Source organism: Oceaniserpentilla sp. 4NH20-0058, from assembly GCF_040371755.1.
Taxonomy (GTDB): Bacteria; Pseudomonadota; Gammaproteobacteria; order Pseudomonadales; family Oceanobacteraceae; genus Bermanella.
Window position 1 is genome coordinate 98,923 of record NZ_BAABWE010000011.1, and the last position, 21,835, is coordinate 120,757.

The window sequence follows — 21,835 nt, forward strand, 5'->3', positions numbered from 1 at the left end:
TCATTACTTCCATTTAAAATACTTCATCTGGATCTAGGCCAAAATCTTCTGGCGCAGCATTTAATTGATCCGAGAAGGGGTTATCTGAATCACTTATTTCTGGTTCGTCATCATTATCTCTTTCATCACTTTTTACAATAATGATTTCAACTCTACGATTCTTTTCTCGGTTTTCTGCGGTGCGATTGTCCACCAATGGACGCACACTACCATGACCTACTACCATGAACCGTTTTTCATCCATTTCTGGGGCAACAAACAAATACTGAGCAACCGACGCTGCACGTGCTGCGCTTAACTCCCAATTTGACCGATACTGGCCACCGCCACCTAGTGGTGTGTTGTCGGTATGGCCTTCCACACTAATGCGTCCCGGTAATTCGACCAATACTTCTCGAATTTTATCTAACACAGGTAGGAACTCATCTTCCACATAGGCGCTTCCCCCTTTGAACGAACTATTTTCTGTTATGCGTATGATGATTTTATTGCCTTGGGTTTCTAGCTCAACTTTGCCTTTTGATATTTCTTGTTCAAGTTCGCTGGCCATTTCGAGTGCCGCATCTTCCACTTGTTCTTGGGTCACGGTTTGTTCGGTTGGTACAAACACTTCTCTGGTTTTTTTACCTGTATCCCCTTGTGCCTCGGTTTGTGCGGTGATCGCATCTTGGCAAAGAACTTCTAACGAGCTTTTAGTCACATCCGATGTTTTCTGACGGATCTCGTTAATTGGGGTTGGCTCTGGAATCGACGGACTAAAGTGCTTGGCAATAACACTGGTACCTTTTGGTGGGTCATCCGCATTAATCACCGTTTGCACACCAAACGCCATGCGCAACTCACCGGCCAAGCGCTTAAATTTCAGTGCGTCCATCTCTGCAAACGAGAGTAATAACACAAAGAAGCACATTAACAACGACATTAAATCGGCAAAGGTGGCTAACCAACTAGGGGGGCAGACGGGACAATCGGGACAGTCCGGAGCTTCATCTTCATCAGCCATGAATCTGCTCCTTTATTCTTCCATGAACATTAAGAGACGCTTATTCATCTTCGTCTCCACGTTTCGACTCTGGCAGGTAAGTACGTAATATGGACTCAATCACTCTGGGGTTTTGTCCAGCCTGAATAGCAAGCAGCGCATCAATTACCATGCTCTGTAAGCGACCTTCTTCATCTGCCCTTAACGCACACTTATCCGCTACGGGCAAACAGAACATATTGGCCATCATAGCCCCATACAATGTGGTTAACAGCGCCACCGCCATAGCAGGGCCAATGGCTTTAGGGTCATCCATATTCGCCAGCATTGCCACCAATCCAATTAGCGTACCTATCATGCCCATGGCCGGTGCCACATCACCAAGCTGAGCAAATATCTGTGTACCCATTTTATGTCTGTCGGTGCTTAGACGTACGTCTTTACTCAGTAGAGTTTTAACAACATCAGGGTCATGACCATCCACCAGCAATTGAATGCCTTTAGCAAGAAAATCATAACTCACCTCTTTACCTTCAAGAGCAAGCAACCCGTTTTTACGAGCTTCACCAGCTAGCTCCACAATCTCTTCGATCATGGCATCAGGTTTTGGAAGTTTAAAAGAGAATGCTTTACCGGCTATTTTACCGGCTGCCAAGAACTGGCCTAACTCAAATTTCATAAGCACGGCAAAAATAGCCCCGCCCACTACGATTAACATAGAAGGAATATTGACGAACATGGCCGGATCGCCACCCATCACCATGGCCATTATAACAATGACCCACGCCCCAATTACCCCAACTATCGTCGCTAAATCCACTGTATTACCCTGACTTCCTTAATAAATTGGGTTACCACTTATATTGAGTCTAGACAGAGTATTTCAGTTTGCACGACCTTATAGGATACAATTGCGCAAAACATCTTATCGGCATTAAGCACGTTGAAGGTATTGAAATGGCAGAACAAAAGAACACCATGGACTTTGAGCAATCACTGGCTCAACTAGAAGGTCTGGTGGAGAAATTAGAAAACTCAGAGTTTACCCTTGAGCAGTCTCTTGAGGCCTTTGAACAAGGGGTCAAGCTCACTCGCCAGTGTCAGCAAGCACTGAGTCAAGCAGAGCAAAAGGTTCAAATTCTAATGGAAGAAAGCGGCCAATCGAGCGCTGTTCCATTTGAAGGTGATGCACAATAATGACGTTTCAGCATTTTCAAGAAACGGCCATTACTCGCTTTAATGATTTTTTTGGCTCTCCTGATATTCTTCCCCCAGCTAAAGCGAAACGTTTATTAGCGGCCATGGAATACAGCCTGTTAAACGGTGGAAAGCGCATTCGACCTTTATTAGTGTATGCCAGTGCACAGGCCTGCCAATGCGACTTAGCATTAGCCGACTACCCCGCTTTAGCCATCGAAATGGTTCATGCATATTCACTGGTACATGATGATTTGCCCGCCATGGATGATGACGACCTAAGACGCGGAAAACCCACCTGTCATATTGCGTTTGACGAAGCCTGTGCCATTTTGGCCGGTGATGCCCTACAAACCGAAGCCTTTAGTTTACTGAGTCAGCCCATTAAAGGACTAAGTGCCACACAACAATTAACTATGCTGCATACACTAGCCACTGCCAGTGGTGTTTACGGTATGGCAGGAGGTCAAAGCCTTGACCTAGGCGCAGTGGATAAAGACGTTGATTTAGCATACTTAGAAACCATGCATAACCATAAAACCGGCGCCTTAATTAAAGCCAGCGTACTAATGGGGGCTCTATGTCACCCTCAATTAAGCCAAGAGACAACACAAGCATTAAGTGATTATGCGGATGCCATTGGCTTAGCGTTTCAGGTGCAAGACGATATTTTAGATGTAATCAGTGATACCCAAACCCTTGGTAAAACCCAAGGGGCCGATGCCGCGCTAAATAAGCCCACTTATGTCTCGCTGTTAGGGCTTGAAGGAGCAAAAGCAAAAGCCAAGCAATTACATGAGTCCGCTCTACTAGCCATTGAGCCACTGGGTGAAAACGCTCAGACTTTAAGGCAAATTGCCGATTACATCATTCAGCGAGTGAATTAGCGCACTCGCTTCCATTACTTTTTATGCATTAGGGGGTAGAATAGCGCCCCTTATTTTATTGCAACAAGCTCTGGGTAACAGATGTTCCAGCAAATCCCCACAAGCCGCCCACAAACACCCTTACTGGACAGCCTCGATCTGCCCAAGCAAGTGCGTGATTTAGCGGCCGACCAGCTACCTCAGCTCGCCAATGAACTGCGTGAATATTTATTGTACAGCGTAGGACAAAGCGGTGGGCATTTTGGTGCCGGTCTTGGGGTAGTTGAACTGACCATTGCCTTGCATTATGTATATAACACGCCAGACGATGTATTGGTGTGGGATGTTGGCCATCAAGCGTATCCGCACAAAGTGTTAACAGGCCGTCGCGAGCAACTGCCTAGTATTCGCCAAAAAGACGGGTTATCCCCTTTTCCTAAACGCAGTGAAAGTGAATTTGACAGCTTTGGTGTCGGCCATTCGTCTACGTCTATCAGTGCGGCACTTGGTATGGCCATCGCAGCAAAAAGTACTGGCAGCCATAAAAAAGTGGCCGCCATCATTGGCGATGGAGCGATGACCGCAGGGCAAGCATTTGAAGCGTTAAATCATGCAGGCCACACCGATACAGACATGTTGGTCATCCTAAACGACAACGACATGTCCATCAGTGAAAACGTAGGTGGCTTAAATAAATATTTAGCCAAGTTATTAAGCTCTAAAACCTACAACAATATGCGTGAAGGCTCGCGCAAAGTGCTTAGTACCATTCCCCACATTTGGGAGCTGGCAAGTAAAACCGAAGAACATGTAAAAGGTTTTTTCACCCCAGGAATTTTCTTTGAAGAATTGGGCTTTAACTACATTGGCCCTGTGGATGGTCACGACCTAGAGGCTCTTGTGCGTACTCTTGGCAACATGCGTGATCTAAAAGGCCCGCAGTTTTTACATATTATCACCAAAAAAGGCAAAGGCTTTGCCCCTGCCGAAAAAGATCAAATCAAATACCACGCCCTGTCACCGGTTGGCGCCAGCGCTAAAAAAGCCAAAACCTTTAGTAATATTTTTGGCAAATGGGCCTGCGATACGGCCACCCTAGATAACCGTTTAATGGCCATTACCCCCGCCATGCGCGAAGGCAGTGACCTTGTTAAATTTTCTGAAAAATTTCCTGATCGCTATTTTGATGTGGCCATCGCCGAGCAACATGCGGTGACAGTAGCAGCAGGCATGGCGTGCGAAGGAGCCAAACCTGTTGTAGCCATTTACAGTACATTTTTACAACGGGCTTACGACCAATTAGTACACGATGTGGCCTTACAAAATTTAGATGTAACTTTTGCCATTGACCGTGCAGGCGTGGTGGGTGCGGATGGGCCAACCCACGCAGGGGCATACGATATTAGTTTTATGCGCTGTATTCCTAATATGGTGATTGCTTGCCCATCTGATGAAACTCAGTGCCGTTTAATGCTGAACACCTGTTATGAATTTAATGGCCCAGCAGCTGTGCGCTACCCAAGAGGCAACGCCAGCGAAGACGAAGTTACCATCACCAATGAAACCGTAGAGATTGGTAAAGGTGAGGTACTGCAACAAGGTGAACACGTTGCAATTTTGTGCTTTGGCCCATTACTGCACGAAGCTAAAAAAGCCGTGGCCATGTACAAACAAGCCTCCAGCAAACAAGTGACATTGGTGGACATGCGGTTTGTAAAACCCATTGATGAAGCTTTATTACTGAGTATTGCTCAAAACCACCAGCACATCATTACATTAGAAGACAACGCCATCATGGGTGGAGCAGGCTCCGCTATAGATGAGTTTTATGCTGCTAATCATATTCAACCAAACCTAGTTAACTTAGGCATACCGGATGCGTATATTGAACATGGCTCCCAAGCTCAACAATGGGCAGAAATGGGCATAGATGCAAACGGCATATTGGCTCAGCTGAATAAAATCGATTAATTTAAAACGCACCCATTAGTGCGTTTTTCTTTTTCATTCTGTATTTTAAATGCAAACTCATCATCAGTGAGGTGCGTCAGCTTGGCTCATTCATATATACGCTTAACAACTTGTTTAATCCTTTATTTATCTTGCATATGCCACAGTCATGGAAACACAACTGAGATTCAGCACTTACTGACATTTGTTAAAAACACTCAGTGTAGCTATATCCGTAACGGCACCCAACACACAGGCAAAGACGCAGTAGAGCACATTAAAAAGAAATACGATTATTTTGCAGATGACATTGAAACAACAGAAGACTTTATTCGCTTAAGCGCCACCAAAAGCACCATAAGCGGTAAACCATACCGCGTCATCTGCGACGGTAAAACCACCAGCAGTGCTAACTGGCTATTAAATGAATTAGCGGCATTTCGTCAAAGCCAAGGGACAACGCAATCATCATTCACTGATCACTAACTCGCCATTATCTTGCTGAATTTTAAGCTGACCTAAAAAGCTCATGCCCAATAAAGGGATATCAGGGTGGGCACCTTCAATTACGCTCACTGGTACGTTATAACGTTTGATGCCTTGCATATTTAACTCGTTCACACGAATCATAAAGTTATTCACTATGCCGCCTGCGGTTGCACTTCTTCCCTTACGACCATTAGCATAGGCTATGCCTAATCTGCGGGCGGTTTGCCCGCTCATGGCCACAGTGGTTGCCCCTGTATCCACCAGCATTTTTACAGGTTTGCCATTCACATTTACATTCGTGAAGTAATGGCCACGATAATCTTGTTGCAGGCGCACTTCCTTTCCCTGTGTCACGGTATAACCAGAAGCCAAAGAAGCGCCGAGCATGAGGGTTTGACGCTGGCCGTTAATTTCCACCAAGCATTGCTGGCTGTCCGCGCGTATTAAAGTGATGCCCTCTTTTTCTTCTCCGGCTTTAATGATTAAACGCTGGCCGTCTTTCTCTAGAATAGCCATGCCCGGCATCAACCCTACCGCTTGAATATTGGCTTTTACCATCATGCTTAGCATGATTAAAACAACAGTAGTCATTATTTGCTGAACTCTCACGTATACTTATCCTTATGATTACTTGAGGTGCCACATGATTTGGATTGTGCTATTGGTCATATTAGTTGGCCTAATTTATTTACCCCAGTTTTGGGTGCAACGGATTCTCAACAAACACAGTGCCATTCGCTCGGATTTCCCCGGTACAGGTGGTGAGTTTGCCCGTCACTTAATCAAACAACAAGGGTTGGATGTTAAGTTAGAAACCACAGAGCATGGGGACCATTATGACCCCACTAGCAAAACCGTAAGGTTAAGCAGCGCAAACTTTAACGATAAATCTCTCACCGCAGTTGCAGTTGCCGCCCATGAGGTAGGCCACGCAATTCAGCATCAACAAGGGATGGCGCTGTTATTATTACGTGCGCCTCTGGCTAAGTTTGCGTTTTATGTGGAGAAATTAGCGCAAATAGCGTTGATCAGTACCCCTGTATTTTTAAGTTTTGTGCCAGCGGTTGGGCGAATATCCATTATCGTCGCGATTGTGGGAATGCTAGCCAGCACATTAGTGCACCTAGTGACACTACCTGTGGAGTTTAATGCCAGTTTTTCAAAAGCATTACCCATTTTGAAAAATGGCCAATACCTGCAAACGAAAGATTATAAAAACGCCCGTAAGATATTGCTGGCCTGTGCGTTAACCTATGTATCCGCAGCATTGGCTAGCTTATTGAATATTTGGCGTTGGTTACGCTTTATTAGGCGCTGATTTACATCAGCGCGATCAAGTACACACTGGCCTGTAGTACCAACCAAGCTGCCACACCGGCCAGTACATCGTCAATCATGATGCCAAAACCGCCACCCACTTTTTCGTCAAACCATTTGATGGGCCAAGGTTTTAAAATATCGAAAACCCTAAATAACACAAAACCCCATATCATCCATTCAATGCCTTGTGGGGCTAAAAATAGGGTAAGCCACATGCCCATCCATTCATCGATGACGATGCCGCCGTGATCATGCACCCCTAAATCTTTAGAAGTACGGTCACACACATAAGTACCCACCAACATAGTGATAGCAAGTACTAACAAATAAGCCCATACCGATAAATCCTGCATGGCAAACCAATAAATGGGCAAAGCTGCAATGGTGCCTGCGGTACCCGGAGCTTTTGGCGATAAGCCACTGCCTAAACCAAAGGCCAGCATATGTACGGGGTTTGCATAAGAGGGTTTTGGTAAATTCATAATAAACTCAATATAAAGATGCCCAAAGTATATCGAACGCTGGCGCATTTTGCGCGGCACATGTCTTAAAATGACATTGTGAGCCTGCCTTATCTCTTTACACTGGGTACTGTTGATTCAGGATGTGATTATGACATTTTCTATACAATATATTTTATTGGCCTTTGCCCCCCTATTTTTACTGTGTATTGCCCTAGAGTTTATGTATTTACGCAAACAAGCAAATATGGACAGTGCGCGCTACACATGGATAGACACCATCAGTAACGGCACATTGGCCCTGTTACATGAAGTCAGTGACGCTTTGTTTAACGCACTTTTTGTCATGGGCATTTATTACGCTTTATATGAGTATCGGATTTTCAATATTGAAAAGTCATGGTTAAGCTTTTTAGGCTTATTTTTAATGCAGGACTTTTGTTATTACTGGTTCCATCGCGCCCATCACCGTATTCGTTATATGTGGGCCAGCCATGTGGTGCATCACAGCTCCCAACACTTGAATCTCTCCACGGCGTTTCGCCAAAGCTTTACCTATCCGTTATCCGGAATGTGGTTATTCTGGGTGCCTATCGTATTAATGGGATTTGAACCCGAGTTGGTTTTAGGCTCAGTGCTGTTAAGTTTGGCCTATCAGTTTTTTATTCACACCCAAACCATTAAAACCCTTGGGCCTTTAGAGTGGGTTCTTAATACTCCTAGCCATCACCGCGTACACCACGCTCGTAACCCAGAGTACATAGATAAAAATTACGCTGGGGTGTTAATTATTTGGGATAAGTTGTTTGGCACATTTGTGAAAGAATGCGCTGACATTAAAATTGACTACGGCATCACTCGTCAGATTCATAGCCATAACCCTATTCGTCTCACCTTGCATGAGTGGAGCGATATGTTTAAAGATATATTCAGCGGCCATAAAACCTTGTGGCAGCGCATTGGCCACCTTTGGCGCCCACCAGAATGGCAACCCAATCCTACTAAGCAAACTGACAAGCAACCCAGCACCCATTCTTAATTTTTAACCGATTATTTTGCCATAAACGCAGTTTTCACCTGCGGTTATGGCTATAATCCGCGCCATGAAAACCCTACTTGTCATTGGCTATGTATGGCCAGAACCTAAATCATCCGCGGCCGGCAGCCGCATGTTGCAGTTAATTGAATGCTTTCAACAAGCAGGTTTTAAGGTCACCTATGCCTCACCTGCTGCCCCCAGTGAGCACGCCATTGATTACCAGCAGCATCAGATAAGCACCTGTACCATTGAGCTTAATAATGAAAGCTTCGATGAATACATCAAGCAATTACAACCCAATGTGGTGATGTTTGACCGCTTTATGATGGAAGAGCAATTTGGCTGGCGAGTAGAGAAACATTGCCCACAGGCTATTCGTATTTTAGACAGTGAAGACTTGCACTGCTTACGTTTTGCACGCCAAACCTTGGCAAAGCAACATCCTCAGCAAGTAATTAAACACGTCAGTGATCAGAATTTATTTACCGATCAAGCTAAGCGTGAAATTGCCGCCATTTATCGTTGCGACCTGACTCTTACTATTAGCCAGTACGAAATGCAGATATTGCAGCAGCGCTTTGGCGTACCCGCTAATATTTTGCTGTATATGCCGTTCATGTTAAAACAGATTAACGTCAACACCGATATTCCATTCCATGAACGTACGCACTTTGTCTCTATTGGTAATTTCCGTCACGAACCCAATTGGGATGCCGTACTGCAACTCAAACAAAGCATTTGGCCGTTAATTCGCAAACAATTACCACACGCTCAGCTTCATATATTTGGTGCGTACCCGCCGAAAAAAGCCACTCAACTGCATAACGAAAAACAAGGTTTTTTAGTTAAAGGTTGGTGCGAAGACGCGTTTAAAGAATTAAGTAAAGCCCGTGTATTACTGGCCCCATTGCGCTTTGGTGCAGGACTAAAAGGCAAATTACTGGATGCCGCTCAATGTGGCTTACCTGCGGTCACCACCTCAATCGGAAGTGAAGGTTTATTCGATAACAATCAACCTTCCACCGCGTTAGTCAGTGACAACTTTGATCAATTTGCACAACTGGCCGTGGATTTATACCGTCATGAAACCACATGGCAACAAGCGCAAAACGCCTGCCTAACATTTTTAACAGACGGATTTGCGTGGAAAACCTACAGTCAGGCAATGATAGAGTCTTTGCATCACCTTGCTAACAACCTAGAAACTCACAGGTTAAATAACTTCACCGGCAGTATGTTGCGCCACCATACTATGAAGTCGACTCAGTACATGGCACAGTGGATAGAAGCAAAAAATAAATTAAACTAGCGCGTTTTTCGGTTACTAAATCGCGTTTCATAAATTAAATGCTACCGGCTGTAAATTTACCCTTTATTTCCCCACCCTAGCCCATGCTGGACTATAATCTTAATAAGCATGATATGAGTCGGTTTGGCATGATCTGCTACACCTTGTTGTACGTATCAATAGAAAAGCTAACGGAGGGCTCATGCGCATTATCTTTCTATTGATCATTTGTCTGTCAATCACGAGCTGTACTTCGCAATTTGCTTATCGGCATTTAGATTGGATTATTCTATGGTACAGCGATGACTACCTAGAGCTCACGAATCAGCAAGAATCTGTGCTTGCAAAACACGTTGAAGAGTCTTTGATTTGGCACAAATCCTCAGAGTTGCCCAAGTATCGACAGCACCTTATGGACATATCGCAAGATTTAACAGCGCTTCCGTTATCAGCCTATACTATTAATCAACATGCTCAACGCTTGCATGGTTATTGGTTTTCCCTTCGTCAACACGTGAGTGATCAATATGCACCTCTAGTCGAGAACTTATCACCAGACCAAATCGAATATTTATTTATTAAGCTTGAACACAAAAACCAAAAGCGGCTTGACCATCTATTAGAAAACAATGCTCAAACGATACAACAAGAACGTTTAGAAAAATGGCAAGAGATACTAGAAGATTTTTTAGGGGAAATAACAACAGTTCAAATAACATTATTACAAGAATATTTAGAGCAAAAAACTGACACTACCGAATTACGCACTGAATATTTACGTGAATACCAAAGCCAATTAAAGCAAACCATGTTAGTAGCAGACAATTCTACCGACCTAGCTAAACTTTTAAATAATCCAGAGTCATTTAAATCAGCCGATTACCGGCTACTAGAACAACAAAACCGAATTCTTACACATCAGTTTTTTAGTAATTTCAGCGTTCACTTAACACCGAAACAAATTGCTTTTTTACAGCAGAAAATCCGAGACTATATTTTATTTATTGATGAGGTATCTAAAACGTAATCATAAAAAAGGCGGCTCAAATATGGCCGCCTTGTCATTTATTTTAAGAAAAGCTGATACGCAGGGTTATCGCTTTCTTCCCAAAAAGGGTAAGCCACTTCATCCAAATACGATTGCAACTCTTTCTTTTCATGTTTAGGTACTTGCAAACCCACCAATACACGACCATTAGCCGCACCATGGTTGCGGTAATGAAACATAGAAATATTCCAACGCCTACCTAACTTTTTCAAGAATATTAACAATGCACCGGGGCGCTCTGGAAATTCAAAGCGATACAGAATTTCATCACTGACAGACTCTGGTGCATGGCCACCCACCATATGACGAATATGATATTTAGAAATTTCGTTTTCGCTTAAATCTACTACGGGATAATCTTTTTGTTTCAGTTCATCCAGTAAATCTTGCTTGCCGCCATCTGTCACTTTAACGCCAACATAAATTTGAGCGGCGTCATCTCGGCCGTAGCGATAATTGAATTCAGTAATTGGGCGACGACCCAAAACATTACAAAATGTTTGGAAACTACCCGGTCTTTCAGGAATGGTCACCGCCATTAACACTTCACGACCTTCACCCACTTCAGCCATTTCGCTCACATAACGCAAACGATCAAAGTTCATATTGGCACCGGATTCAATAGCAATCAGTGTTTTACCTTCAATGCCAGTGCGCTCCACGTATTTTTTCAAACCTGCCACACCTAAAGCCCCTGCTGGTTCGGCCACACTGCGGGTATCATCAAAAATATCTTTTATAGCAGCACACAGCTCATCTGGCGTCACTGTAATGCACTCGTCTATATGATCTTTACATACCTGCCAAGTGTGTTTGCCAATTTGCGCAACGGCCACACCATCGGCAAAAATACCCACATGGGGCAGAGTCACACGACGGCCAGCTTTCATAGCAGCATGAAGGCACGCGCTTTCGGTACTTTCTACCGCTATCACTTTTATTTCTGGGCGTAGGTACTTTACATATGCCGCCACACCCGCAGCAATACCACCGCCGCCAACAGGCACAAAAATAGCGTGTATATCACCCGTACACTGACGCAGCATCTCCATGGCAATGGTGCCTTGACCAGCGATGACATCTGGGTCGTCATATGGGTGAATGTAAGTCATGCCCTTTTCTTCTACCAATTTTTGGCTATGGGCGAAGGCTTCGTCAAAGGTATCGCCATGCAATACCGCTTTCGCACCGCGAGCCCGAACTGAAGCCACTTTGATTTCAGGGGTTGTACGTGGCATGACGATAGTGGCTTTGATACCAAGCGTTTGCGCTGATAAGGCCACCCCTTGAGCATGATTACCCGCACTGGCGGTCACCACTCCTTTTGCTAATTCTTCAGGGGTTTTCTTAGAGATACAGTTATAGGCACCACGACACTTGAAGCTGTAAACCGGCTGTTCGTCTTCACGCTTAATCAGAATGGTGTTTTTTAGGCGATCACTAAGAAACTGCGCCTCAGACATGGGGGTTTCCACCGCCACATCGTACACATTGGCTTCTAATATGCGTTTTATGTAGTTATCCGCCATTACAAATCCACTTACCTATTTTAAAAAGTGCAATATTGTACCCATTTTGCCCTGTGCTTAGATATAATCACACCTAAATTTCGTGATTATATCTAGGTAATGCCATGAACCAAGATCAACTTAAGCAGGCCGTAGGCCAAGCCGCAGCGGATTACATCCAACCTCACCTTGAAGAAGATAGCATCATAGGTGTGGGCACAGGCTCTACAGCCAACTGCTTTATTGATGCTCTGGCCAAGATTAAACACTTATTTGATGGTGCCGTGGCCAGCTCAGAAGCCACCGCGCAACGCCTTAAAGACCATGGCATTCCAGTTTACGATTTAAACAGCGTTGGCTCGCTCGAATTTTACATTGACGGGGCCGATGAAATTAACGATCACCTGCAAGCCATTAAAGGGGGCGGTGCCGCCCTCACCCGTGAAAAAATTGTCGCCGCTTGCTCAAAAGAATTTGTATGTATAGCCGATGACAGCAAATTAGTGCCAATATTAGGCACCTTCCCACTGCCTGTTGAAGTGATTCCCATGGCACGCTCATATGTTGCCCGTGAATTAGTTGCCCTAGGTGGTGACCCGGTATACCGCCAAGGTGTCACCACAGATAACGGCAACGTGATTTTAGATGTGCACAACTTGAACATACAAAGTGCTACCGCGTTAGAAGAGCGCATTAATGCCATCGTAGGCGTAGTAACAAATGGTTTATTTGCCTGTCGCCCTGCAGATGTGTTTTTGATGGGCACGCAAGAAGGTGTGAAAACGTTGAAGGCGAAGGATTAATTGATCAAGCAAACACCCAAAGGGTATCAATGTCTCTTTGGGTGCCATATCCGATAGGCTTCTAAAAAAAACTTTAAGTTTTTCAGTTTAAATTTTTAATAAATCAAATCATAAAACCAAGAAATATCATTATAGAGTTCTTCTTGATCTTTAATCTCAATCTCATAGCGATTAAGCGGAAACTCATCAATCACATACTCCACTTCATGAGAGCACTTACACGCTAAAAAACTCCCCAGAATAGGACGATACTTTAGAATAAGTTTATTCTGATGTATTTCATAATCACCAAGCATCCAAATCGTACCACAATTTGGAGCTACTCCTGCTTTAATAACAATTTTATTATCTGTTCTTATTGCACTTAAAACCTGATCCTTTCGATATTTGTTTTCTTCGTCACAACTAGAAAAACTAAAATCTAAATTCTCTTTAGGTTGATGCTTGAGAACTTCTTTAATAACGAGCGAACCACCTGCTAGGTGAAATGCAAAACCAAAAAGCAGAGAGAGAATCATCCCAATTACAATGACTATTTTCTTAAACACCGTACCTACCACCTTGTCCCCTGCGTTCCATGCTTTGTATTGTGCCTCATCTAAAATAAACAATCGAATACAAGCAAGGACGCCCCATGTATATCCAAAAGCCCCTCGCCGAAACCAAGCCTGAAACCCTAAAAAAATTTATGCTAGATCATAGTTTTGCTGCATTAATTGTTACTGGCGAACAAGGCATGGAGGCAAACCATTTGCCATTTGAATGGGTGGATGACGGCAGCGAGCTGGGGTTATTACGTTGTCATGTGGCCATACGCAACCCAGCTTGGGAGATAGCCATGGGCAATCCAAATGCGTTAGTTATGTTTACTGGCCCTCACGGTTATGTCTCACCAGACTTACACCCTGCCAGTAAGACGCACGGCAAGGTGGCTCCCAGTTGGAATTATGCTGCGGTGCATGCCTATGGCGAGGTAAGCGTTCCTAGCAATAAAGAGTTGATTAGTATTGAGCAGTCCACCCTTTATCTAACTTTAGAAGTATTCCCTGAGTAATTGAATCACAGCTCGTTCTTGGCGGTTTAATGCAAGCAAGGACACGCTGTTAATTTACAACAAAGGTGCTTAAACCAGATAAATCACCTTTGTTGTTTATTTAGCAATAACACACAAACCCGAATAATAACTCGAAACGCCACCTCATCGAATTTACCACACCATTTCAGTGATCATTAATTGATGCATATTGCATAAAAAAACCTTGTATTTTGAAAGTCAGAGCCTAAAATGCGATCAAATTAGTGACTCCTGAAGAGGATTTATGCAAGTTTAGCTCAGGCGTTTTCTCTATGTCAGAAAGCGCATAAGCATGTTAACAGCGCTGACAATTACCACAGCATCGAGAAAGATTAGCAGGTTGTACTTGCTCTTATTATTGTTCCCCCATAAGGCTGACTTATCAGGGATAACAACCCTTCTGTGTTTGTGTGAGCCATAAATTCACATCCGTTATTACAGCGCTTTCAAAAGCTTGGTTAAACCAGTCTATACTGTCAATGTCTAACGCTAAACCAGCATATCACTATAATTTACAATATGTTTGCATCCTGCAAATTTAAGGTAATGGCTTTGAGCCTATAAGGTAACTAGCTTTTCCAACAGAGAGACATGATGAGCAAAGTAATGATCATTGGTGCCGGCGGTGTCGGTAACGTAGTAGCACAAAAATGTGCACAACTTTCAAATGTATTTACCGATATTATTTTAGCAAGCCGTACTGAAAGTAAATGTATTGCCATTGCCCAAGGCGTTAAAGAAAAAACAGGAACCTCTATCCGCACCACTCAAGTGGATGCCGACAATGTACCCGAGCTTGCAGCATTGTTAAAAACCGAACAACCAAAACTTGTGATTAACGTAGCGCTGCCTTATCAAGACTTAACCATTATGGATGCTTGCTTAGAAGCAGGGGTTCACTACATGGATACCGCCAACTACGAGCCTTTAGATACCGCTAAGTTTGAATACAGCTGGCAATGGGCATATCAAGATAAATTCAAGCAAGCAGGCTTAACCGCACTGCTAGGAAGTGGATTTGATCCCGGCGCAACCAATGTATTCACCGCATATGTGGCTAAGCATTATTTTGATGAAATTCACTATCTAGACATCATAGATGTAAACGGCGGTGATCACGGCTACCCATTTGCAACCAACTTCAACCCAGAAATCAACATTCGTGAAGTAACAGCAGAATGTCGTCATTGGGAAGACGGCGAGTTTGTGACTACCGATGCCATGAGTAAAAAAGCTCGGTTTACCTGCCCTGACAATGTTGGGGAATATGACATCTACCGCATGTATCATGAAGAACTGGAGAGTCTTTCTAAACACTTTCCAACCCTAAAACGTGCTCAGTTCTGGATGAGTTTCTCTGATAACTATCTAAAACATTTAGAGGTATTGGGCAACGTGGGTATGACTGGTATCGAAGCAGTTGAGTTTGAAGGCCAGCAAATTGTGCCTATCCAGTTCCTTGCCAAACTATTACCTGACCCATCTTCATTAGGACCACGCACCAAAGGCAATACCTGCATCGGCACTGTAGTACGTGGCATAAAAGATGGCAAAGAAAAGATTGTTTACTGCTATCAAATTTGTAACCACGAATCCTGTTGGGAAGAAGTAAAGTCCCAAGCTATTTCTTACACCACAGGTGTGCCTGCCATGATTGGAGCCAAAATGATGGTGGAAGATAAATGGTTAGAGCCTGGTGTGTTTAATATCGAACAGTTTAATCCTGACCCATTCATGGAAGCCATGAACCAATATGGCCTTCCTTGGAACGTGATCGAATTAGATGAATTTAACTTAGATCAGTAATTTCAATTACATATCCTTCAAAAAAAACTGATGGGTTACGCTCCTTGTGACACGCGCTAACCCATCTTACATTTTATTGTTTGTCTACTCAGAGAAAAATCCATGCAATTTACTGATTTTTCAAAACTGGATTTAAACCGTGTGCCTTCTCCTTGTTTTGTGGTTGACGAAGTAGCGGTTGAACGTAATTTAAAAATTTTAAACGACGTACAAACCCGCAGCGGCGCCAAAGTATTACACGCACTTAAAGCATTCTCTATGTTTTCTCTGGCCCCCTTAACTACAAAGTATTTATCTGGAACCTGCTCCAGTGGTTTACATGAAGCCCTATTAGGCAAAGAATATTATGGTGGCGAAGTGCATGTTTTTTCAGCCGCCTTTACCGAGAGTGATTTTAAAGAGCTGCTGACCTTTGCTAACCACATTGTATTCAACACCCCTAGTCAGTTGGTGCGCTTTGCCCCGCTATGTGAAGCGGCGTTAAAAACACGTAACGACTTACAATTTGGTTTGCGTATTAATCCAGAGCACAGCGAAGGTGACGTGGAAATTTACGACCCCTGTGCCAAGGGTTCTCGTTTAGGCACCACATACTCTCAATTAGTAAAAGCTTTAGAACAAAGCGAAACACAACGAGCCTTCAAATTAATCTCTGGCTTTCACTTTCATACCTTATGCGAGCAAGATTTTTTACCCCTTGAGCGCACTTTAAACGTTGTGGAAGAAAAGTTCGCTAAATGGTTACCTACTCTGACATGGTTAAACTTTGGTGGGGGGCATCACATTACCGCACCGGATTATCAAATTGATGAACTGGTTGAATGCATTAAAACTATTAAAAATAAGTATCAAGTAGAAGTCTATTTAGAACCCGGTGAAGCCGTGGCCATAGGCACAGGTGTGTTAGTAGCTGAAGTATTAGACATTGGTTTTAATCAATTAGCGCAAGCCATCCTAGACACCTCGGCGACGTGCCATATGCCAGACACCTTAGAAATGCCCTATCGTCCTGACATTACAAACAGTGGCGAGGCCAATGAAAAAGCCCATACCTACCGTTTAGGAGGGCTAACCTGTTTAGCCGGTGATGTGATTAACGATTACAGTTTTGATGAACCTTTAGAAATAGGCCAGCGTCTTGTGTTTGAAGACATGGCTCATTACACCATGGTGAAAACCAGCACCTTTAACGGTACTCATCTACCAGCCATAGCCACTTGGAACAGTCAGACCAATGTACTTAAAATTGTACGTACATTTAGTTACGACGATTTTAAAATGCGTTTGTCTTAAATGATCTCAGCAGTAAAAAAGCCCCGCTGAATTTAACATCAATGAACGGGGCTTTTTTGTATTAACCAACGGCCGCTATTATTCTTTTGGTGGTGTGGCACGCATACCAAAAAATAACACCATGGCTAAACCAAGAAACACCATAGCACCCCCTACTTCTTGGGCGTAAGGTACACTTCCAACTTGGCGCATGACAACAGTGCCTAAAATAATTAAGGAGAGACCTATCCACCATTTGATGGATTTTTTAAACCAGTTTAATAGTTCCATATTCAAATTACCTTTGATGGGAATTCATATTGTCCATCTAACTTAGCCAGCAACCCATCACCGTTTTCTAACGGCCCCACACCTGCAGGGGTTCCCGTTAAAATCACATCACCTGCTTTAAGGGTGAAAATATTGCTCATATAGGCAATCAATTCAGGAATTGGCGTGATCATTTGTGTGCTATCCCCTTTTTGTTTTTGCTCGCCGTTTTTATAAAGCTCAATAGCAATATTATTTAAATCAGAAATGGCATCTTTGTGCACCCATTTACCTAATGGGCAAGCACCATCAAAGGCTTTTGCAATTTCCCATGGGTGGGATTTTTCTTTGAGTTTGCTTTGCACATCACGCAAGGTTAAATCTAAAGCAACCGACACATGACTAACATGACTCCAAGCATTTTCAGCTAAAATTTGACTCGCATCTTGGCTGATTAACAACGCAATTTCAGCCTCGTGATGCACATTACCCTTATGCTGTGGAATCGCGAATCCATGTTCTAAACTCACCACTGCTGTAGCAGGTTTAATGAATAAAATGGGGGCGTCCGGTACTTCATTGCCAAGTTCTTTGGCGTGTTCGGCATAATTTCGGCCAACACACACTACCTTACCCAGAGGCAAAGGAATATTTTGATTTTCAATATTGGTGTGTTGGTACATAACTAAACCTTAACTATTAAAATTGTGTGCCGTAGGTTTCATTCACTTTTTTAGTGAAGTTTTCAGGGGCATTAATTACTTTTTGTGTTTCATAATCAAAAAATAACAGGGTAGAACGTAAGCGAGCGGTCTCTTTCCCTGTACGTTTGTTTTTGATCAAAAAACCAAACACCATTTGCTTGCCTTCCAGTGTTTCAATGGCCATGTCCACACTTAGCTCATCATCATGGAAAGACTCTGACATATATTGCGTTTCAGAATGCACCATGATCAAACCCGCATCTTCAAATACCGTAGCGTCAGTGTAACCTAAGCTTTTAATAAACTTAAACTGGGCTTCTAAGGTGATAGGCATAATGCGGTCAGCCGCCAAATGGCTTGAAGCATTAATATCGCTGTAAACCACTGTGTAATCAAAATTAAGGTGGAAGGTTTCTGGTAAATCTATGGTACGACGGGTCATAGGTTTCTCAATCGCATAAGGCTGAGTGGTGGCGGTATTTTACCATTAATTTACCGTAAATTTACGTTTGAATTTTGAATAAGCCGATCAAGCTTGTTTGAATATTAGTCACCACAAGAAGATCTGATGATTAAACAACCAAACAGGCCTTTTATAGGTTAATTAGCGACCTATTTCAAACCTAGATCAAAGTCTAAACGATAATCACTATTAATATCTTTTAATTTCCCAATATTACGTTAAAATGCCCGCCATTAAGAAAACAACCGAAAGAAAAGGCCCTGACTATGAAAAAGACTTTAGGTTTAGTTTCCCTATTAGCCTCTAGCGTTGCCCTAGCGGCACCAAGCAACGATGAATTACAGCAACAAATTGATCAACTGCGCGCTCAGCTTGAAGCCACTGCAGATGCGGTTGAAAATACAGCAGCTGGTTCAGCCGTTAGCATCGGTGGTTACGGTGAATTACATTACAACAATGAACAAGGCGGCGACAACGCCATCGACCTACACCGCTTTGTACTTTTCATCGGTAAAGAACTAAACAGCACCACTCGTTTTTTCTCTGAATTTGAAGTTGAGCACTCGCTAGCTGGTGATGGTAAGCCCGGTGAAGTTGAAATCGAACAAGCTTTCATTGAAAAAGACATTAATGACTCTCTAAGCGCCAAAGCCGGTTTATTCCTAATACCAGTGGGTATTTTGAACGAAACTCACGAACCAGATACCTTCTACGGTGTTGAGCGCAACAATGTTGAGAAAAACATCGTACCATCCACGTGGTGGGAAGGTGGTGCTGCTTTAACTATTAAAGGCGAAACGCTATCTTATGATGTAGCACTGCATTCAGGTTTAAATATTGATGTTGTTGGCGGCAAATCTACACCTCGTAAAGGCCGTCAAAAAGTAGCTAAAGCAGAAGCTAATGATCTAGCGGTAACCGCTCGTGTAAACTACAAACCAGCCGCCGGTATCAGTCTAGGAGCCACCTTCCAGTACCAAGAAGATGTGACTCAAGGGGTAGCAAGTATTGAAGGCCAATTAATAGAAGCTCACGCTGTGGTTGAACAAGGTGACCTATCTCTACGTGCGCTATACGCCCAATGGAGCTTTGATGATAAACTTGCCACCTTTAAAGACGGCGCTGAGAAGCAATCTGGTTTCTACTTAGAGCCTGCTTATAAAGTAACTAAAGACCTAGGTGTATTTGCCCGTTATTCAAGCTACGACAATCTAGCTGGTAACAGCGCAGACACTGAGGTAAACGAAACTGCATTTGGTGCCAATTACTGGTTAGCGGAAACCGTTGTATTGAAGCTTGACTACAATCAAAAAGACGACACAGCTAGCGACACCACTACCGACACTCTGAACCTTGGTGTGGGTTATAGCTTCTAATTTGCAGTATTATATAAAAACAGCAACGTCTTTTACGTTGCTTTTTTATGGAGTTGAAAATGCTTAAGTTCATCTATCTTTACTTAGCTATCTGTCTCTTAGCGAGTAATGGCGTTGCTCAAGCATCTTCAGCTCAGTTTTTACAACAACACCAGTTTAATTCCAGCGAAGCCAAATCCCTTTGGCTAAATAAAACCCAACAAGCTGCTATACATGAAATTCTAAGTCACCCTTATGCGGGTGTCCGTATCCGTTATTGGCAAAATACTCAAAAAGCAGGCTTTGTACTGAATGAAATCGGTAAAGAACTGCCCATTACCTATGGTATTGTGGTGGACTCGCAAGGGATTAAAGCCTTTGAAGTACTGGCCTTTCGTGAAAGTCGCGGGGATGAAATTAAAAACCTTGGCTTTAGAAAACAATTCTTTGGTGGCAAACTCACCAATGACGGCGAACTTAACCAGAATATTGATGGCATATCCGGTGCTACCTATTCTGTACGTTCTATGACAAAAATTGCTAAACTGGCGCTTTATTTACATCAGCAGATTAGCCAACCTTAATGTTTAAACGCAAACTCCGATTTTTTTTACACCGCTGGCATCGTCGCTTAGGTTTAGCAGCCGCTATTATCGTGTTAATCGTCAGCTTCACGGGTATTTTACTTAACCACACTGGCGGCCTTGCTTTAGCCAAGCAGTATCCCCAATCGGGCTTTTGGTTATGGCCTTACCCACAAGAGCAACACAGGGGCATTCAACTTAACGGTCAACTGTTGTATCAAACTACGCAACAGGTCTTTTTAAATGAGCTGCCATTGCTAAATTGTGCGCCGCCATTAATTAATGCCGCCATCATTGATCAGCAACTTTGGGTTTTGTGCGCTAGCCAATTGCTGTTTTTACAAAACGGCCAGTTAATTGAAAGTATTGAAACCGTTTTACTAGGTCATGACATTTCTAATATTGGTGCATTAAATGGCCAGCTTCTTATAAAAAACTTAAATACTTGGCATGGGTTTGATGATTTAACTATGCAATTAGGCGAGCCTACGGATGCTCCTTCGGTACTAAATAAAGTGGCGCCACTTGAAAATATTCAAACAAAAAATCACACCATTACTTGGCAAAAAGTCATACAAGATATTCACAGTGGCCGCTTTTTTGGCTCGATGGGTATTTACATTGTGGATGCAGCAGCGATTATTTTAATGCTATTGGCGCTTTCTGGTTTTTGGATTTGGTTTAGCCGGCAGAAGTATTGAACGTATCAGAAAAATGACGAATCCCAATGAAAGTAATAACCAATCTTACTCACTAGATTCGCTCTAATTGGATTTGCAATGATATATCGTGCTACTTCTATTAAACCTTCCTCTTTACGAATCGCATGATCAAATAACCTCTCTGCCAAACTCTACTTTTACTTTTTTGTGAATACAGGCCTTTAACCCTAGCAACGGCCTGTGATAAATCACCGTCGATTAACTTAAACAGCCAATGTACGTGATCTGGCATGGTACAAAAAGCATATGTTTGGCTGTGATTATTCTCATCACTTGTTTTTAAGATTCGCCTTAATAAGCTAGCACTGTGGAAGTCGAGAAAAACAGGTTGGCGTTGAAGCGTAGAAAAGGTCACATGGTAAATGTAATTAGGGTAAGAAGTCGGCCTTTGCTCAAATGCACTTGACCCTTAACTGGTTTCATAGATCATCCTTGATCTTACGATTTTTATTTCGTCTTATCGCGCGATTAAAATATCCTGAAAAACAACAAATTCTGTAGCGTATGCGGTGAAATGATAACTAGGCGAAGTCTTTGTGAAGAACCGGAACGTGCTTTAGCACTTGAGGATTTTGAACAAAGACTTCAACAACGTTAGCACAAACAAGGTATAGATATTTAGAACGAGAATAA

At 43.1% G+C, this 21,835-nt stretch carries 25 protein-coding genes; 15 read left to right on the forward strand and 10 right to left on the reverse strand.

The genetic code is table 11. From position 1 onward, the window contains the following. Positions 1 to 13: 13 nt before the first annotated feature. Positions 14 to 1,003, reverse strand: coding sequence for a flagellar motor protein MotB (locus tag ABWV45_RS14175; protein ID WP_353352371.1), 990 nt, complete (start codon positions 1,001 to 1,003; stop codon positions 14 to 16). Positions 1,004 to 1,043: 40 nt separating this feature from the next. Next, on the reverse strand, positions 1,044 to 1,802 hold the full coding sequence (pomA, locus tag ABWV45_RS14180; RefSeq protein ID WP_353352372.1) for a flagellar motor protein PomA: 759 nt from the start codon (positions 1,800 to 1,802) through the stop codon (positions 1,044 to 1,046). Between the two features lie 137 nt (positions 1,803 to 1,939). Between pomA and ABWV45_RS14185 the strand changes: the two genes are divergently transcribed. The 4 genes from ABWV45_RS14185 (at position 1,940) to ABWV45_RS14200 (ending at position 5,481) form a co-directional block, all read left to right on the forward strand. Then, positions 1,940 to 2,179 (forward strand): exodeoxyribonuclease VII small subunit, encoded by a 240-nt coding sequence (locus ABWV45_RS14185; protein ID WP_353352373.1) that lies wholly within the window; start codon positions 1,940 to 1,942, stop codon positions 2,177 to 2,179. Continuing rightward, a complete protein-coding gene (gene ispA, locus ABWV45_RS14190) occupies positions 2,179 to 3,066 on the forward strand; it encodes a (2E,6E)-farnesyl diphosphate synthase (protein WP_353352374.1) in 888 nt (295 codons plus the stop codon). The genes ABWV45_RS14185 and ispA overlap by 1 nt, the downstream gene beginning before the upstream one ends. An 81-nt stretch (positions 3,067 to 3,147) precedes the next feature. After that, on the forward strand, positions 3,148 to 5,016 hold the full coding sequence (gene dxs, locus ABWV45_RS14195) for a 1-deoxy-D-xylulose-5-phosphate synthase (protein ID WP_353352375.1): 1,869 nt from the start codon (positions 3,148 to 3,150) through the stop codon (positions 5,014 to 5,016). Positions 5,017 to 5,097: 81 nt separating this feature from the next. Then, on the forward strand, positions 5,098 to 5,481 hold the full coding sequence (locus ABWV45_RS14200; protein ID WP_353352376.1) for a DUF5329 family protein: 384 nt from the start codon (positions 5,098 to 5,100) through the stop codon (positions 5,479 to 5,481). On the opposite strand, the gene ABWV45_RS14205 is transcribed toward ABWV45_RS14200, so the two are convergent. Next, entirely contained in the window at positions 5,464 to 6,075 is a 612-nt protein-coding gene (locus ABWV45_RS14205) for a retropepsin-like aspartic protease family protein (protein ID WP_353352377.1), read from the reverse strand. The genes ABWV45_RS14200 and ABWV45_RS14205 overlap by 18 nt on opposite strands. Positions 6,076 to 6,127: 52 nt before the next feature. On the opposite strand from ABWV45_RS14205, the gene ABWV45_RS14210 reads away from it, so the two are divergent. Beyond that, positions 6,128 to 6,802: a zinc metallopeptidase gene (locus tag ABWV45_RS14210; protein WP_353352378.1), complete on the forward strand. Its 675-nt coding sequence runs from the start codon at positions 6,128 to 6,130 to the stop codon at positions 6,800 to 6,802. A 1-nt stretch (position 6,803) separates the two neighbouring features. On the opposite strand, the gene ABWV45_RS14215 is transcribed toward ABWV45_RS14210, so the two are convergent. Next, positions 6,804 to 7,286 carry a phosphatidylglycerophosphatase A family protein gene (locus ABWV45_RS14215; protein WP_353352379.1) on the reverse strand — a complete coding sequence of 161 codons (483 nt, stop codon included), beginning with the start codon at positions 7,284 to 7,286 and terminating at the stop codon, positions 6,804 to 6,806. A gap of 130 nt (positions 7,287 to 7,416) precedes the next feature. Between ABWV45_RS14215 and ABWV45_RS14220 the strand changes: the two genes are divergently transcribed. The 3 genes from ABWV45_RS14220 (at position 7,417) to ABWV45_RS14230 (ending at position 10,619) form a co-directional block, all read left to right on the forward strand. Then, positions 7,417 to 8,304 carry a sterol desaturase family protein gene (locus ABWV45_RS14220; RefSeq protein ID WP_353352380.1) on the forward strand — a complete coding sequence of 296 codons (888 nt, stop codon included), beginning with the start codon at positions 7,417 to 7,419 and terminating at the stop codon, positions 8,302 to 8,304. Between the two features lie 64 nt (positions 8,305 to 8,368). Beyond that, complete coding sequence (locus tag ABWV45_RS14225; RefSeq protein WP_353352381.1) at positions 8,369 to 9,613, forward strand: glycosyltransferase; 1,245 nt, start codon at positions 8,369 to 8,371, stop codon at positions 9,611 to 9,613. Between the two features lie 181 nt (positions 9,614 to 9,794). Continuing rightward, complete coding sequence (locus ABWV45_RS14230) at positions 9,795 to 10,619, forward strand: DUF6279 family lipoprotein (protein ID WP_353352382.1); 825 nt, start codon at positions 9,795 to 9,797, stop codon at positions 10,617 to 10,619. Between the two features lie 38 nt (positions 10,620 to 10,657). On the opposite strand, the gene ilvA is transcribed toward ABWV45_RS14230, so the two are convergent. Further along, positions 10,658 to 12,169, reverse strand: coding sequence for a threonine ammonia-lyase, biosynthetic (gene ilvA, locus ABWV45_RS14235; RefSeq protein WP_353352383.1), 1,512 nt, complete (start codon positions 12,167 to 12,169; stop codon positions 10,658 to 10,660). 104 nt (positions 12,170 to 12,273) lie between these two features. Between ilvA and rpiA the strand changes: the two genes are divergently transcribed. Then, on the forward strand, positions 12,274 to 12,951 hold the full coding sequence (gene rpiA, locus ABWV45_RS14240) for a ribose-5-phosphate isomerase RpiA (protein ID WP_353352384.1): 678 nt from the start codon (positions 12,274 to 12,276) through the stop codon (positions 12,949 to 12,951). 95 nt (positions 12,952 to 13,046) lie between these two features. On the opposite strand, the gene ABWV45_RS14245 is transcribed toward rpiA, so the two are convergent. Beyond that, complete coding sequence (locus tag ABWV45_RS14245; RefSeq protein WP_353352385.1) at positions 13,047 to 13,562, reverse strand: hypothetical protein; 516 nt, start codon at positions 13,560 to 13,562, stop codon at positions 13,047 to 13,049. A gap of 23 nt (positions 13,563 to 13,585) precedes the next feature. Here ABWV45_RS14245 and ABWV45_RS14250 point away from each other — a divergent pair, with 23 nt between their 5' ends. From ABWV45_RS14250 to nspC, 3 genes are all read left to right on the forward strand, one after another. After that, positions 13,586 to 14,005 (forward strand): FMN-binding negative transcriptional regulator, encoded by a 420-nt coding sequence (locus ABWV45_RS14250; protein ID WP_353352386.1) that lies wholly within the window; start codon positions 13,586 to 13,588, stop codon positions 14,003 to 14,005. A gap of 615 nt (positions 14,006 to 14,620) precedes the next feature. Then, a complete protein-coding gene (locus ABWV45_RS14255) occupies positions 14,621 to 15,832 on the forward strand; it encodes a saccharopine dehydrogenase family protein (protein ID WP_353352413.1) in 1,212 nt (403 codons plus the stop codon). Between the two features lie 102 nt (positions 15,833 to 15,934). Beyond that, complete coding sequence (gene nspC / locus ABWV45_RS14260; protein WP_353352387.1) at positions 15,935 to 17,125, forward strand: carboxynorspermidine decarboxylase; 1,191 nt, start codon at positions 15,935 to 15,937, stop codon at positions 17,123 to 17,125. A gap of 78 nt (positions 17,126 to 17,203) precedes the next feature. Here the strand turns inward: nspC and ABWV45_RS14265 are convergent, their stop codons facing one another. Genes ABWV45_RS14265 through ABWV45_RS14275 form a run of 3 tightly spaced genes read right to left on the reverse strand, consistent with a single transcriptional unit; the run spans position 17,204 to position 18,520 of the window. Beyond that, positions 17,204 to 17,395 carry a hypothetical protein gene (locus tag ABWV45_RS14265; protein ID WP_353352388.1) on the reverse strand — a complete coding sequence of 64 codons (192 nt, stop codon included), beginning with the start codon at positions 17,393 to 17,395 and terminating at the stop codon, positions 17,204 to 17,206. 2 nt (positions 17,396 to 17,397) lie between these two features. Then, positions 17,398 to 18,057, reverse strand: coding sequence for a fumarylacetoacetate hydrolase family protein (locus tag ABWV45_RS14270; RefSeq protein WP_353352389.1), 660 nt, complete (start codon positions 18,055 to 18,057; stop codon positions 17,398 to 17,400). Positions 18,058 to 18,073: 16 nt separating this feature from the next. Continuing rightward, on the reverse strand, positions 18,074 to 18,520 hold the full coding sequence (locus tag ABWV45_RS14275; RefSeq protein ID WP_353352390.1) for an acyl-CoA thioesterase: 447 nt from the start codon (positions 18,518 to 18,520) through the stop codon (positions 18,074 to 18,076). A 287-nt stretch (positions 18,521 to 18,807) separates the two neighbouring features. Here ABWV45_RS14275 and ABWV45_RS14280 point away from each other — a divergent pair, with 287 nt between their 5' ends. The 3 genes from ABWV45_RS14280 to ABWV45_RS14290 are packed head-to-tail and all read left to right on the forward strand — an operon-like array spanning position 18,808 to position 21,181. Beyond that, positions 18,808 to 19,917, forward strand: a complete 1,110-nt coding sequence (locus ABWV45_RS14280; protein WP_353352391.1) for a porin — start codon at positions 18,808 to 18,810, stop codon at positions 19,915 to 19,917. Between the two features lie 59 nt (positions 19,918 to 19,976). Then, positions 19,977 to 20,480: an FMN-binding protein gene (locus ABWV45_RS14285; RefSeq protein WP_353352392.1), complete on the forward strand. Its 504-nt coding sequence runs from the start codon at positions 19,977 to 19,979 to the stop codon at positions 20,478 to 20,480. After that, positions 20,480 to 21,181, forward strand: coding sequence for a PepSY domain-containing protein (locus ABWV45_RS14290; protein WP_353352393.1), 702 nt, complete (start codon positions 20,480 to 20,482; stop codon positions 21,179 to 21,181). The genes ABWV45_RS14285 and ABWV45_RS14290 overlap by 1 nt, the downstream gene beginning before the upstream one ends. Before the next feature lie 100 nt (positions 21,182 to 21,281). On the opposite strand, the gene ABWV45_RS14295 is transcribed toward ABWV45_RS14290, so the two are convergent. Then, complete coding sequence (locus ABWV45_RS14295; RefSeq protein ID WP_502914685.1) at positions 21,282 to 21,566, reverse strand: transposase; 285 nt, start codon at positions 21,564 to 21,566, stop codon at positions 21,282 to 21,284. Positions 21,567 to 21,835 lie beyond the last annotated feature (269 nt).

Coding starts and splice junctions, on each gene's coding strand:
- ABWV45_RS14175 (WP_353352371.1), bottom strand. CDS start 1,003: ATGGCTGATGAAGATGAAGCTCCGGACTGTCCCGATTGTCCCGTCTGC.
- ABWV45_RS14185 (WP_353352373.1), top strand. CDS start 1,940: ATGGCAGAACAAAAGAACACCATGGACTTTGAGCAATCACTGGCTCAA.
- ispA (WP_353352374.1), top strand. CDS start 2,179: ATGACGTTTCAGCATTTTCAAGAAACGGCCATTACTCGCTTTAATGAT.
- dxs (WP_353352375.1), top strand. CDS start 3,148: ATGTTCCAGCAAATCCCCACAAGCCGCCCACAAACACCCTTACTGGAC.
- ABWV45_RS14205 (WP_353352377.1), bottom strand. CDS start 6,075: ATGACTACTGTTGTTTTAATCATGCTAAGCATGATGGTAAAAGCCAAT.
- ABWV45_RS14210 (WP_353352378.1), top strand. CDS start 6,128: ATGATTTGGATTGTGCTATTGGTCATATTAGTTGGCCTAATTTATTTA.
- ABWV45_RS14215 (WP_353352379.1), bottom strand. CDS start 7,286: ATGAATTTACCAAAACCCTCTTATGCAAACCCCGTACATATGCTGGCC.
- ABWV45_RS14220 (WP_353352380.1), top strand. CDS start 7,417: ATGACATTTTCTATACAATATATTTTATTGGCCTTTGCCCCCCTATTT.
- ABWV45_RS14225 (WP_353352381.1), top strand. CDS start 8,369: ATGAAAACCCTACTTGTCATTGGCTATGTATGGCCAGAACCTAAATCA.
- ABWV45_RS14230 (WP_353352382.1), top strand. CDS start 9,795: ATGCGCATTATCTTTCTATTGATCATTTGTCTGTCAATCACGAGCTGT.
- ilvA (WP_353352383.1), bottom strand. CDS start 12,169: ATGGCGGATAACTACATAAAACGCATATTAGAAGCCAATGTGTACGAT.
- rpiA (WP_353352384.1), top strand. CDS start 12,274: ATGAACCAAGATCAACTTAAGCAGGCCGTAGGCCAAGCCGCAGCGGAT.
- ABWV45_RS14250 (WP_353352386.1), top strand. CDS start 13,586: ATGTATATCCAAAAGCCCCTCGCCGAAACCAAGCCTGAAACCCTAAAA.
- ABWV45_RS14255 (WP_353352413.1), top strand. CDS start 14,621: ATGAGCAAAGTAATGATCATTGGTGCCGGCGGTGTCGGTAACGTAGTA.
- nspC (WP_353352387.1), top strand. CDS start 15,935: ATGCAATTTACTGATTTTTCAAAACTGGATTTAAACCGTGTGCCTTCT.
- ABWV45_RS14265 (WP_353352388.1), bottom strand. CDS start 17,395: ATGGAACTATTAAACTGGTTTAAAAAATCCATCAAATGGTGGATAGGT.
- ABWV45_RS14270 (WP_353352389.1), bottom strand. CDS start 18,057: ATGTACCAACACACCAATATTGAAAATCAAAATATTCCTTTGCCTCTG.
- ABWV45_RS14275 (WP_353352390.1), bottom strand. CDS start 18,520: ATGACCCGTCGTACCATAGATTTACCAGAAACCTTCCACCTTAATTTT.
- ABWV45_RS14280 (WP_353352391.1), top strand. CDS start 18,808: ATGAAAAAGACTTTAGGTTTAGTTTCCCTATTAGCCTCTAGCGTTGCC.
- ABWV45_RS14285 (WP_353352392.1), top strand. CDS start 19,977: ATGCTTAAGTTCATCTATCTTTACTTAGCTATCTGTCTCTTAGCGAGT.
- ABWV45_RS14290 (WP_353352393.1), top strand. CDS start 20,480: ATGTTTAAACGCAAACTCCGATTTTTTTTACACCGCTGGCATCGTCGC.